Origin of the sequence: Rhodococcus sp. NPDC059968 (genome assembly GCF_042738615.1) — a bacterium.
Lineage (GTDB): Bacteria > Actinomycetota > Actinomycetes > Mycobacteriales > Mycobacteriaceae > Rhodococcus_F.
On sequence record NZ_JBHWUE010000022.1, the window covers coordinates 57,511 to 70,255 of the forward strand.

The 12,745-nt window shown below is 63.7% G+C and carries 11 protein-coding genes and 1 tRNA gene; 8 read left to right on the forward strand and 4 right to left on the reverse strand.

Annotation, left to right across the window (positions count from 1 at the left end; translation table 11 throughout):
• Position 1: 1 nt before the first annotated feature.
• The 3 genes from ACFWAY_RS19495 to ACFWAY_RS19505 are packed head-to-tail and all read left to right on the forward strand — an operon-like array spanning position 2 to position 3,377.
• Positions 2–1,396: a Wzz/FepE/Etk N-terminal domain-containing protein gene (locus tag ACFWAY_RS19495; RefSeq protein WP_378511731.1), complete on the forward strand. Its 1,395-nt coding sequence runs from the start codon at positions 2–4 to the stop codon at positions 1,394–1,396.
• Positions 1,393–2,757, forward strand: a complete 1,365-nt coding sequence (locus ACFWAY_RS19500) for a glycosyl hydrolase family 28-related protein (protein ID WP_378511732.1) — start codon at positions 1,393–1,395, stop codon at positions 2,755–2,757. The genes ACFWAY_RS19495 and ACFWAY_RS19500 overlap by 4 nt, the downstream gene beginning before the upstream one ends.
• A gap of 2 nt (positions 2,758–2,759) precedes the next feature.
• On the forward strand, positions 2,760–3,377 hold the full coding sequence (locus tag ACFWAY_RS19505) for a YdcF family protein (protein ID WP_378511733.1): 618 nt from the start codon (positions 2,760–2,762) through the stop codon (positions 3,375–3,377).
• A gap of 23 nt (positions 3,378–3,400) precedes the next feature.
• Here the strand turns inward: ACFWAY_RS19505 and ACFWAY_RS19510 are convergent, their stop codons facing one another.
• Complete coding sequence (locus ACFWAY_RS19510; protein WP_378511734.1) at positions 3,401–4,513, reverse strand: glycosyltransferase; 1,113 nt, start codon at positions 4,511–4,513, stop codon at positions 3,401–3,403.
• 278 nt (positions 4,514–4,791) lie between these two features.
• On the opposite strand from ACFWAY_RS19510, the gene ACFWAY_RS19515 reads away from it, so the two are divergent.
• Positions 4,792–5,490 carry a GNAT family N-acetyltransferase gene (locus ACFWAY_RS19515; RefSeq protein WP_378511735.1) on the forward strand — a complete coding sequence of 233 codons (699 nt, stop codon included), beginning with the start codon at positions 4,792–4,794 and terminating at the stop codon, positions 5,488–5,490.
• On the opposite strand, the gene ACFWAY_RS19520 is transcribed toward ACFWAY_RS19515, so the two are convergent.
• Complete coding sequence (locus ACFWAY_RS19520; protein WP_378511736.1) at positions 5,432–6,856, reverse strand: polysaccharide pyruvyl transferase family protein; 1,425 nt, start codon at positions 6,854–6,856, stop codon at positions 5,432–5,434. The two genes, ACFWAY_RS19515 and ACFWAY_RS19520, sit on opposite strands and share 59 nt — an antisense overlap.
• Positions 6,857–7,103: 247 nt before the next feature.
• On the opposite strand from ACFWAY_RS19520, the gene ACFWAY_RS19525 reads away from it, so the two are divergent.
• On the forward strand, positions 7,104–8,480 hold the full coding sequence (locus ACFWAY_RS19525) for a glutamate-1-semialdehyde 2,1-aminomutase (RefSeq protein WP_378511777.1): 1,377 nt from the start codon (positions 7,104–7,106) through the stop codon (positions 8,478–8,480).
• A 21-nt stretch (positions 8,481–8,501) separates the two neighbouring features.
• Here the strand turns inward: ACFWAY_RS19525 and ACFWAY_RS19530 are convergent, their stop codons facing one another.
• On the reverse strand, positions 8,502–9,143 hold the full coding sequence (locus ACFWAY_RS19530; RefSeq protein WP_378511737.1) for a ScbR family autoregulator-binding transcription factor: 642 nt from the start codon (positions 9,141–9,143) through the stop codon (positions 8,502–8,504).
• 114 nt (positions 9,144–9,257) lie between these two features.
• On the reverse strand, positions 9,258–9,872 hold the full coding sequence (locus ACFWAY_RS19535; RefSeq protein ID WP_378455377.1) for a TetR/AcrR family transcriptional regulator: 615 nt from the start codon (positions 9,870–9,872) through the stop codon (positions 9,258–9,260).
• Positions 9,873–10,110: 238 nt separating this feature from the next.
• Between ACFWAY_RS19535 and ACFWAY_RS19540 the strand changes: the two genes are divergently transcribed.
• The 3 genes from ACFWAY_RS19540 (at position 10,111) to ACFWAY_RS19550 (ending at position 12,736) form a co-directional block, all read left to right on the forward strand.
• Positions 10,111–10,181, forward strand: a tRNA-Gln gene (locus tag ACFWAY_RS19540).
• 75 nt (positions 10,182–10,256) lie between these two features.
• A complete protein-coding gene (gene glmU, locus ACFWAY_RS19545; protein WP_378511738.1) occupies positions 10,257–11,759 on the forward strand; it encodes a bifunctional UDP-N-acetylglucosamine diphosphorylase/glucosamine-1-phosphate N-acetyltransferase GlmU in 1,503 nt (500 codons plus the stop codon).
• On the forward strand, positions 11,756–12,736 hold the full coding sequence (locus tag ACFWAY_RS19550; RefSeq protein WP_378455320.1) for a ribose-phosphate diphosphokinase: 981 nt from the start codon (positions 11,756–11,758) through the stop codon (positions 12,734–12,736). The genes glmU and ACFWAY_RS19550 overlap by 4 nt, the downstream gene beginning before the upstream one ends.
• Positions 12,737–12,745 lie beyond the last annotated feature (9 nt).

The window sequence follows — 12,745 nt, forward strand, 5'->3', positions numbered from 1 at the left end:
CATGCGATTGATCGACTATTGGCACATAGCTCGCCGCCGCTGGATACTCATCTCGGCGATAACGCTTCTCTGTGTGGCGGGCGCTGCCGGCTACAGCTCCATGCAACCGACCACATATCAATCGACCAGCCGACTGTATGTGACTATGGCAACCGGAACGTCGGTGAACGACGTTTACCAGGGTGGCCTTGCCGCCCAGCAGCGAGTGACGTCATATGTAAACCTCGCCGCGAGTTCCAACGTCGCTCAACGCGTCGTCGACCAACTCGGGTTGCCGATGTCTGCCGGCGAGCTGCAGGGCAAGATCACGGCCTCATTCCCCCCTGCCACCGCGCTGCTGGACGTCACGGTCACCGATTCGACCGCCGAGGGTGCCGTCATGTTGACCGACGCCGTGGTAGCTCAGTTCCGCAGGCTGATAGACGAATTGGAGACCATCCAGACCGACGCGGCTCCTGCTGCGAGGGTTTCGGTCGTCGATCCGGCCACAGATCCCACCGCGATCAATGGACCCAACTCGCGCCGGCTGCTCGGTATCGGCCTTCTCGCCGGATTGGCGCTCGGCTGTTTGGCGGCGCTCGTGAAGGACCGCATGGACCGCACGATCCGGACATCACATGAACTCGGTGAAATTCTGCCGGTCCCCGTTCTCGCCATTCTCGATGTCGGGGAACCCGGTGCCATCGGGGAGGCTCGGCGACTGCGCACTCGATTGATCCAGGCGGGTGGTGGCGACAGTGGGATGACAGTGATGCTCACAAGTCTGTCGGCACGTTCACAACCGGATGTCTCGGTCATGCTCGCGAAGGCATTCGCCGACAGCGGTCGGCGGGTCGTGTTGATCGACGCGGATACCACGGGAAGTGGCATCTCCAACCATCTTCCCGTGTCCGACTCGGGCCTCGCAGACCTCCTGCGCACGACTGCGTCCCCCGTCGACGAGTTGTCTACGTGCGCTGACACCGGGATCAGCGTGCTGGCCCTCGGATCTGTCGACGATCAAACAAGTGATCTGCTCGCATCCGAGCGCCTCACTCAGATCGTATCCGCACTCCGTAACGACTTCGACTACGTCGTCATCGACGCCGCCCCGGTCGGATCTGCCGCCGACGCACTGACGCTCTCCGGGCGTTGCGACGGCACAGTCGCTGTCGTCGAAATGGGGAGATCGACGTCGCCGCAGGTACTCGGCGCACTGGCGACGTTCGATCAAGGTGGATCCCGGCTGGTCGGAGCGGTAGCAATATCGAAGAAGCACGCCAACTGGCTTCGCAAGATCTTCCGCCGGCCGAACAGCGGACCAATCCGAACACGGAGTACCGACACGGAACCGCAGAAGGAGGAACCCGCGATCGTCCTCGATGCAACGGCAGACACACTCGAGGCGGACCGGTGACCGACGATGTCCTGAATCGGCGGCGGTTGCTGGCTCGTTCACTGGGTGTCGCTGCAGCACTACCGCTGGCGGTTGCCGCATGTTCGTCATCGGCCGAAAAACCGACTGTCGAGTTCACCTCGCCACACGTCTCCGATGTCCCCTCCGCGCGCAACGTCCGTGATTTCGGGGCTGTCGGCGATGGCAAGGCCGACGACACAACGGCGATCGCCACCGCTTGTGCGGTCGGCGACGGGCCCCTAGTTCTCTACCTGCCCGCCGGTGCCTACCGCGTCACCGCATGGCCCGACCTGCCCGACTACGCCGCAGTCATTGGGGACGGCAGCGACGTCACAACCATCGGTTACGCCGGGGACGGACCATTGATCGCACTTCGAGGAAAGCATCGGGTGAGTTTCAAGCGCCTGGGGATCTACGTGACCGGCGCAACCGGCGCGGCGGTGTCCCTGTCCGAATGCTTCAGATGCTCGTTCGATTCCGTCGTACTCCGTGGCGGACACGTCAGTAACAACTATCCCGAGTTCGCACAGCAGCGAGGGGTAATACTCGACCAGAACACGGGTGGCACTGCGTTCATCAATTGCGATGTCAACAACTTCGGAATCGGACTCACGACGTCATGCATTCAGAATTACGTCACATCCTCGAAGTTCACGAGCAATTACGTCGGAGTCCTGGGGACGGGAAACGATCACAGTGCCGGGCTGTCCATGGTCAACGTCGAGTTCGTATCCGACACCGATCCGAACACGACAGACAAGCACGTGTTGATCGACGGAGCCGCAAATGATTGGTGGTTGACGAATGTATGGTTCGAGGGCGCCGACATCGCCCTGTCGATCGGGAATCGCGATCGTGGTGGGCCCGCACAATTCGGCCTGGTCAACTGCAAGGTCGCAGCACGCTCGGTGTGTATGGACCTGGTGTATTGCCGACAGCCCTACCTCGCCAACGTCCAGTTCGATTCGGATACCCAGCGGCCGGCAATCGAAGTCCGCGTCGATTCCGAGGGGTGTCCGGATGGCACCGCTGTCAATCTGCTCTCCAGCACAACTTCCGACATCGATCCGAAATCGTTTCCCGAAGGGTGGAGCGTGACTGGTCGCGGGCAGGTAAGTGGAGTTACCTTCGTAGGAACCGTGATTACTCGCGCAGGCATTGGCAGTGCCGACCTCCTGCAAGCGCAATCCCCCGATGGTGAAGTACTTTCCGCGGTTCTGCCGTCCGGAGAGTGGCTCGTCGACCAAGCGGACGGCGGAGTCGTACTCAAGGATTCGGCCGACAACTACTGGAGACTGACGGTCTCGACCGATGGCAGCGTGAAGACCTCACCGCTCGGCAGGCGCCGACCGACGGGCTAGGCATGCGCCGCTCGCCTTGCAACCCCGAACCACGCTCGGGCCGACGCCCTGAATGTGCGCATTCTCCGTTGGCATCGGCCTTGTTCCAGCGTGCACTCTGGATGCTCGTCATCCTCCTCTCTGCTGTCGCCGCAATTACGGCGGCAGGATGGCCGGTCTATGTGCGCCCGCAGATCGACCCGCTGAGAAGGGCAGACGCAATTGTGGTTCTCGGCGGAACTCCGTACGAGCGATTCGACGTCGGCGTCGAATTGGCCGAGCGCGGATTTGCACCTCAACTCGTCATCTCGAACTCCGTCGGGGGTGGCGACACGACGATGGACAAGTACTGTCAGGGCCACTTCGACTTCGTGGTGAGTTGCTTCGAGCCCGATCCGTGGACCACCAGAGGGGAAGCCCAGGAGATAGGGCGCCGCGCCACCCAGCAAGGGTGGCATCACATCATCGTCGTGACCTTCACGCCCCACATCTCGCGGGCGAGGTACATCGTCGAAAAGTGCTTCGACGGCGAACTGACCATGGTCGCAAGCCCGAGCCCGTCCGGGCTACTCTTCTGGGCCGGAATGTACATCCGTCAATCCGCCGGGTACCTGAATGCCTTCACCGAGCGAGGGTGCTGAGATACCAATCGCCCGGCACTCAGTCACGGCGCCAGCACGCCATCGACGACCGCCTGCATTCTGTACCGAAAAATGCTACGAGAGAACAGCTCCGCGTGTCGGCGGATCGCAGCCCCGTCATAGGTTGATCCGTCGAACGCGCGTATCGCGGTCACGAATCCAGCCACTATCTCTTCGTCGAGAACTCCGGAAACGAATTGGCCCGTCACGTGTGGCACCACGCTGTCGAGTGCACCACCTCTGCCCAGGGCAATCACCGGCGTTCCGCAGGCCATGGCTTCCACCGGGACTATGCCGAAATCCTCTACGCCAGGCATGAGCAGCGCACGAGTCCGGCGCAGCAGATTCAACAGCTGCGCATGCGATACGTGCCCAAGGAAGACAACTGTGGGCCCCGCTATACTGCGGCAATACTCGAGGCTGCGGCCGTCCCCCGTAACCACGAGGGGCACCCCGGCGGCGTTCGCGGCGAGAATCGCCAAATCGGGCCTCTTGTAAGGCACCAGACGCCCGGCGACCAAGAAGAAGTCCTCCCTGCGGGCACCGGGGTCGGGCGTGAAGGCATCGGTGTCGACGGGCGGATGAACCACGACCGCATCGCGGCCCCACCACTTCCTGATGCGCTGCGCGACGGTAGTCGAATTCGCGACTAGTTTAGTCAACAGCGGAGCCGCAGCGAGCTCGGCACGTCGAGCTGTCGACGCGAGCATCGTCAGTGCCGCAGCGCCGGCTCTCCCGCCTGCTTCACCCTCACGGAGCGATGCGTCCCACGCCCAGCGCGCCGGGCTGTGCACATACGCGATTGTGGCGGCGGAAGTCGCGAAGACGGCTTGGGTCGCAAATGCGTGATGACTGATGATCACTGCGGCAGCATCTCCGATATCCATTCGCCGGAAGGCATTCGGCATCAACGGTAGCAACGGCGCATAGGAGCGTTCGCCACCGAGTCGGTACAACTGATTGAGCCAAGTAGTCTCCGGCGCCGTCCGCAGTCCCGACGGAATCCCTTCCGGACGCGCGATCGGAACAAGAACGCGCGCATCCGGCCATTGTGCCGACAACTGTTCGACAACATGCTCCGAACCGGCGACTTCGGTGAATCGCTCATGGACGAGCGCGACGCGGGGAGGGGTCATCGAGCATCCCGTTGGACGATGCCTGCGGAGGGAATCACGGTACACACCTTCCTTTCGGATCTGCGCCGTCGACCAACACCGCCGACAATACCAGCCAGACGTCAGCAGAAAGTCGCATTCATGCAGGTAACAGCACCTTTATCCAGGTTTGAATCATCTGCCTTCCCCCATGTTTTCGGGACCTCGGTTCGGGTAGGCTTACTCCAAGCTCTCCACCGTCGTCGTCTGGCGTGGCAGATCGACTGCTTCAGTCAGGCTTGCTGGCCAGAGGTGAAAGCATGAAGCCTCCACGATCATTGGTGGTTCTCGTCGCGGCCGGCAAGCTTTATACGAGGCCCCTCAGGCATCGAATCGGATCCCACGGTGTACCCAGCGCTGGAATCCGGCTTGGCCCTGTGATGTCGGCCGAGCAAAGCGTTGCTCTTCGCTCGCCCAGGCTTTCGGATGCCTCGGCTTGGCAAACCCTACGGCTGCGGGATCAGCACTTGATCGAGCCGTTCTGGGTGTCGTCCCCGAAACCCTGGGTGCAACGCCACACCGAAGGCGCCTGGGTAGACGAATTTCTCCACATGCGTAGGGAGGCCCGCGCAGGCCGCGCACTACCGCTGGTAATCGAGGTTGAAGGCCGATTCGCCGGTCAGTTCAACGTTGAGCACATCGATTGCGGAGCAAAGAGCGCAGAGGTCGGCGTATGGATCGATTCTTCGCTCACCGGACAGGGCCTCGCGCTCGCAGCTGCGAACCTCCTCGCGGAGTATGTGTTCGACATACTCGGATTGCTCCGGGTCACCGCTCCCGTATGCGTCGACAACCGGCAGGCCACCCGGCTCGTGCAACAGGCCGGGATGCAGCGAGAGGGCACGATGGCCAGCTACCTTGACGTCGGCGGCCGCCGCAAAGATCACGACCTGTGGGCAATTACTTCGACGATGTGGGCGGCCAAGTCGGCCCGGGATTCGAATTCGACCGCGCCGTGACGTCACCCTTGACAAGCTGTGCAGCACGGTCGAACGCGGCTCTGCTCGCTTCGATCTGACTCACCGCCCGACCCAGCAAACCAACCCTCAGCTCCGGAGCGCGCAACCATGTGCTGCGCATCGCACGGCGAAGTCGGTCGTCGACCTCTTCCCCGTCCAGCCTTATCAACTCGACTCCGGCGTCGAACATCGCGGCCAGGCCCTCGAACTTGTCGTCGTAATACCGTGAGGTCGACAGCCCGACGACAGGGATTCCTTGAGACAGGGCGAAGACTGCTACGTGGTAGGCACCTGTGACGATTATCCGGCATCGGCCGATCCGCCGCGAGAGTGATTGCGCGCTGGCGAAACGACCTAGCGGCGGTACCACGTCGGGGAACCCGGTAAGGAGTGGCATCGTCGAGCGACGGTCTTCGGAGTCGTACTCGGACACGATCAGCGGCACCAGTCCGGCACCGGATTCGGCGGCCACGTCACGAACGGCGCGACCCAACACGTCCTGCACCTCGGCTCCGACCGGAGAGTATTCCGCGACTCTGAGACAGACGCCGATGTCCGTGCCGAGGTCCCCGCGCCGAGTCGAATAGCCGAGTTCCACCGCGTCGTCCCCGGTAACCACGACGCGTTCGGGCGGAACACCGAGGGAGTGCAAGAGTTCTGGGCCCCGCAGTCCTTCGCGCAGCGCGATGAAATCGACCCGGGGAAGCACGCGGGCGGCGTGTTCCAGCACCCCGGGATCGTGAATCGGGCCAATCCCCTGCCCGACCATCGCGGTAGGAATTCGATGATTCGTTGCGTACTCGAGCAAATCGAGTGTGCGCTCTGTCTGGAACCGGTCGATATCGGTAAGGTACCCACCACCGATCGCAAGCACCAAAGATGCGCCGTCGATGGCATTCGGTAGCCGTCCACCGTCACGACTCAGTAGCAACCGTTCCGAATTCGTTGTCCTCGCATCGGACTCGTCGTTCGCACCTTCGCCCTCGCCCCTGCGAAGGACGACCCGACGTGCCCGCCGCACGACAGACGCGGGTGCGGCCGCCGCGGCTTCCCATCCCCTGAGGAACGGCCCCGCCGCCTCGGGGCCGAAACGGCCAGCCAGTCCACCCCAACCACGCCTTCTCGGCCAGTCGCCGCCTCGCTGATACCGAATCGGCTCCGCGTTCGGCTCATAGGCCTTCAACAGTGACGATCTGTCGGTGAGGACACCGATTGTGGCGTTGGGCCATCGCTCGGTAATCCTGCGCACTGTGACGTTGAGAATCGCCAGGTCACCCTTGTTGTTCAGCCAGTATTCGCCGTTCTCCAGGAGGACACGGATGTTGGATCCGCCGACCGGCGTCGCGCGGGATTCGCGATTCTCCATATCGGCCCCTTCGGCCACTCATTCGCGCGAGGAGGTCACCGCCCCCCGAGCATGTAGCACCATGTCAGCCCTGACCGAAGGGGCAGGTAGAGGTCGATTTGACGATACCGCAACCCTTTCCTCAACACCACGGTCCGCGCCCGCTACTTCGAGACCACGTCCAGCATTTGGTTGACCCTTTTCCCCCGTTCAGCACAACAATCGACCTACTGGGTGACACAATTACGTCGCGATGCATCTCCGAGCCATGGAGGTCGCCATGCCCCTCACGGACAACGCCGTCAGTCGCTCCTTTTCTCGCTCGAACGAGCTGCAGGCACGGCTGAACAAACTTGTACCGGGCGGCGCGCACACCTATGCGCGCGGTCCCGACCAGTACCCGGACTTCATGGCGCCGGTACTTGTTCGTGGGAAGGGCGCCCGCGTATGGGATGTGGATGGGAACAGCTTCGTCGAATACGGTATGGGACTCCGGTCCGTGACACTGGGCCACGGATACCCCCCCGTTGTCGACGCCGTGTGTGCGGCCATCTCCCGCGGTACGAACTTCAGCCGTCCAACTGAACTCGAATTGCACGCGGCCGAGGACTTTCTCCGAATCGTTCCCGGCGCAGACATGGTGAAGTTTGCCAAGAACGGGTCCGACGCCACCACTGCGGCGGTCCGCCTCGCGCGGGCCGTTACGGGACGAGAGCTGGTGGCGGTCTGCGATCAACCGTTCTTCTCCGTGGACGACTGGTTCATCGGCACAACCGCAATGAACAACGGCGTTCCCTCCGATGTCGCCGCCAAGACACGCGGCTTCCGATTCAATGATCTCGATTCACTTGTCTCGGTGTTCGACGAGGATCCACACCGGGTGGCCTGCGTCGTCATGGAGGCAGCCACCGCGACAGCTGAGCCGACACCCGGATACCTCGACGCAGTTCGGTCGCTCTGCGACGAGCGCGGAGCCCTTCTCATCTTCGATGAGATGATCACGGGATTCCGGTGGTCGCAGGGCGGCGCACAAACGGAATACGCGGTCACACCCGACTTGTCGTGCTGGGGTAAGGCGATGGGTAACGGCTTCCCGATTTCAGCCCTCGCGGGTAAACGCGAGTACATGGAGTTCGGCGGCCTGAACACGGACCACGACCGGGTATTCCTCCTATCCACCACCCACGGTCCCGAATGCGGAGCGCTCGCGGCTTTCCGCGCAGTCGTACACGCCTACGCGACCGAGGATCCGATTTCGCGCATGGAGCAGTCCGGTAGGCGCATCGCTGAGGGAGTCGGCGCAGCCGCTGCAGATATGGGGATTGCGGACTACGTCCAGGTGATCGGCCGGCCCTCATGCCTGATTTTCGTCACGCGCGACCTGGACCGTCAGCCATCGCAGGAATTCCGGACGCTCTTCCTGCAAGAACTCTTGTCCGGTGGCGTTCTGTGCCAATCGTTTGTCACGTCTGCGGCACACTGCTCGGCTGACGTCGATCTCACTCTGGAAGTGATCCATCGCGCTCTCGAAATCTACCGTAGGGCAATTGAATCCGGCGGCGTGGCCGGATTCCTCCGCGGCCGCCCTGTCGCCCCCGCCCTGCGCCGCTATGCGGCACCCCGCCGGATCGATACATCGGACTGATCGTGCAGCCGCAGGGACGGCTCAGCGCAGCAGGCGCCGCGATGCGAACTGGCGGAAATAGGCGAGCTTCGACGGCTCGACCAGTCCGGGAAGAATGAAGTACCAGACCCGTTCCATGCGACGCGGAAGGTCCTCGAAGGCGCCGGTCGCGGTCGCGACCACATGGGCTCCCAGTAGCGACCCGAGCAGGAACGTGGACAGAGTTCCCGTGGAGACGTCGTCTTCCGCGAGGACGTCACCCTCCTCGACCGCACGTGCGACGAGTCGTTCGAAACCCTGCTGCCACGAGGCCACCACGTTGCCGTGCGTCCCCTGGTAGTCGCCGATCTCGTGCTGCAGTCGCAACATCGCCGCGACGATCGGATCGGAACTCGCCGCCTCGATCGCCACATAGGACAGGGCGACGAGCGCTTCCAGCGCCGGCGTCGGCCCGTCACTGACGGACGTCATTCCGGCCGTGAGACGGATCTGCCCCTCGTCGATGACACCGCGGGCCAGGTCTTCCTTGGAACTGAAGTGGAAGTACAATGCACCTTTGGTCACACCGGACTGCTCGATGATCTCGTTGAGACCCGCGTTCGCGTAGCCGAGCCGCAAGAACACGTCGGCCGCCGCCATGAGGACCGAAGCCCGAGTTACCTCTGCTCGAACCTGTCTAGCCATCGACTGCCTCCCGAACAACCCCCCCGACGGGGCGCGCAAACTCCAGCGAACCCTAGCACTTGACAGGCGCAGCCCTGGGGAAGTTGAACCGCGAGTCCGAAAACGAGAACGCGTTCACCGAGGCGTCGTGCGGGGCCGATCGGTGCCCAGCTGCGGATCCGCCTCGAGATTGGTCAATCCGTTCCAGCACAGGTTGACCAGATGCGCGGCGACGACCTCCTTCGGCGGCGTCCGCTCGTCCAGCCACCATGTCGCGGTGGTGGACACCATTCCGACCAGCGCCTGCGCGTACAGCAGGGCAAGGTCAGGATTGAAACCGCGCCGCGAGAAGTCGCCGGCGAGGATGTGCCCGACCTGACCGATGGCCTCGTTGAGAAGACTCGAGTACGTTCCGTCCGGTGCCGCCACCGGAGAGTCGCGGACGAGGATGCGGAATCCGTCGGTGTGCTCCTCCACATAGGTCAGCAGCGCCAGCGCCACCCGCTCGACCCGGATCCGCGAGCGGTTCTGCTTCAGCGAGGACGTCACCATCTCCAGCAGCCTCGACATCTCCCGATCCACGACCACGGCATAGAGGCCCTCCTTGCCTCCGAAGTGTTCGTAGACGACAGGCTTGGAGACGTGCGCCCGCTGTGCGATCTCCTCGATCGACGTCGCCTCGTAGCCTCGCTCGGCGAACAGGGCACGACCGATCTCGATCAACTGCTCCCGGCGTTGCGTACCGGTCATCCGGGTGCGGACCACCCTCTCGGGGGTCGCGTCCACGTCCGTGGCTCGGGGCACCGGAGCACCATCCTTTCCTGACACTCGCGACGACGAAGTGTCGCGGGCAGCGCAGAAACACTGCAGGTAGCACCCACTCTATCGGGACGACCGAGACAAATTTCCGCAGCGGTTCGACGGGCGGCGGGTCGGCATGCGAGGATTCTCTCGCGCAAACGGGCGTGACACCCCGTGTGTGTGGCAATCCGCCGTAGTGTAATGGCAGCACCTCTGATTTTGGTTCAGATAGTTCAGGTTCGAGTCCTGGCGGCGGAGCAGAAGCCTGCGGAGCGATTCCCGCAGGTGGGGCTGTCGAGAACAGCAAGAGCAGGACGACCCAGAGGGAGCTTCATGCCAGTGCAGACCGCCGTGGTCGTCCTCGCCGCCGGCGCGGGAACTCGGATGCGGTCGAAGACCCCCAAGGTGTTGCACGCCCTGGGAGGACGCACGATGCTGGCGCATTCCCTCCACGCCGCCGCGGAGGTCGATCCGACGCACCTCGTCACCGTCGTCGGTCACGACAAGGAACGCGTCGGCGCCGCTGTCAGCGCGCTCGAGACCCAACTGGGCCGCCCTATCGCGATCGCCGTCCAGGACGAGCAGAACGGCACCGGGCACGCTGTCGAATGCGGCCTGTCCGCTCTGCCCACCGATTTCCGCGGGACCGTGCTGGTCACAGCAGCAGACGTCCCGCTGCTCGACGGCCGCACCCTGCACGCTCTCGTCGACGAGCATCGCAGCGAACCAACGCCCGCGGCGGTCACGGTGCTGACGTTCACCGCTCCGGAGCCCACGGGCTACGGGCGGATCGTCAGACTGCCCCACGACGGTGAAATCGCCGAGATCGTGGAAGAGGCCGACGCCACCGAAGAGCAGGCGGTCATCACCGAGGTCAACGCAGGTGTGTACGCATTCGACGCCGAGTTCCTGCGCTCCGCGCTCGGGCAGCTCAACGCGAACAACGCGCAGGGCGAGCTCTACCTGACCGACGTCGTCAAGATCGCACGCGAGGCCGGTGCACCCGTCTTCGCCGCCCACCTGTCCGATTCCGCGAAGGTCGCAGGCGCCAACGATCGCGTCCAGCTGTCGAGGCTGGCCACCGAACTCAACCGCCGCACCGTCGAGAACTGGATGCGGGCCGGGGTCACCGTCGTCGATCCGTCGACCACCTGGATCGACGTCGGCGTCACTCTCGCTCGCGACGTCACCATCCATCCGGGAGTGCAACTGCTCGGCACCACCGCCGTGGGCGAGGACGCCGTGATCGGTCCCGACACCACGCTCACCGACGTGTCGGTCGGCGAAGGCGCCAGCGTGGTGCGTACCCACGGCTCGGACTCGACGATCGGCGCAGGCGCCACCGTCGGCCCGTTCTCCTATCTGCGTCCCGGCACCGTCCTCGGTGCGTCCGGCAAGCTCGGCGCATTCGTCGAGACGAAGAACGCCGACATCGGGGCGCACTCCAAAGTTCCTCACCTGACCTACGTGGGCGACGCCACCATCGGCGAGTACAGCAACATCGGTGCGTCGAGCGTGTTCGTCAATTACGACGGCGTCGCCAAGAGCCGTACGGTGGTGGGGTCGCACGTCCGGACAGGATCGGACACCATGTTCGTCGCTCCGGTACAGGTCGGTGACGGTGCTTACACCGGCGCCGGCACGGTGCTGCGTTTCGACGTACCACCGGGGGCACTCGCAGTCTCCGGCGGGAAGCAGCGCAATATTGACGGCTGGGTGCAACGAAATCGGCCCGGCACCGCCGCCGCCGAGGCGGCGTCCGCCGCGGGACTGCACCACAGTTCAGATCTGCACGAAACCGAGAAGCAAGATTTAAAGGATGGCATAGAGCAGTGACCGCGAATTGGATCGACAACCAGAAGAACCTCATGCTTTTTTCTGGTCGCGCGCATCCGGAGCTGGCCGAACAGGTAGCGAAGGAACTCGACGTGCGGGTCACCCCGCAGACTGCCCGTGACTTCGCGAACGGCGAGATTTTCGTCCGTTTCGAGGAGTCGGTCCGCGGCTCCGACGCCTTCGTGCTGCAGAGCCACCCGGCCCCGCTGAACACGTGGGTGATGGAACAGCTGATCATGATCGACGCGCTCAAGCGCGGATCGGCCAAGCGCATCACTGCGGTCCTGCCGTTCTACCCGTACGCACGCCAGGACAAGAAGCACCGCGGCCGTGAGCCCATCTCGGCTCGCCTGATCGCCGACCTCCTCAAGACGGCCGGCGCCGACCGCATCATCACGGTCGACCTCCACACCGACCAGATCCAGGGCTTCTTCGACGGCCCTGTCGACCACATGCACGCCCAGGGTCAGCTCGCCGAGTACATCCGCGGCAACTACGGCACCGAGAACATCGCCGTCGTCTCCCCCGACTCCGGTCGTGTCCGGGTCGCCGAGAAGTGGGCCGACACCCTCGGTGGCGCGCCGCTGGCGTTCATCCACAAGACGCGCGACCCGCTGGTGCCCAACCAGGTGAAGTCCAACCGCGTCGTCGGTGACGTCGAAGGCCACACCTGCATCCTGATCGACGACATGATCGACACCGGTGGAACCATCGCCGGCGCCGTGAAGATCCTCAAGGAGGCCGGCGCGGGCGACGTCATCATCGCCGCCACCCACGGTGTCCTGTCCGATCCGGCGGCCGAGCGCCTCGCTGCGTGTGGTGCCAAGGAAGTCATCGTCACCAACACGCTCCCGATCGAAGAGTCGAAGAAGTTCCCGACCCTCACGGTGCTGTCCATCGCACCGCTGCTGGCTCGCACCATCAAGGAAGTTTTCGAGAACGGCTCGGTCACGTCGCTGTTCAACGGCAACGCCTAGGCGCTCCGC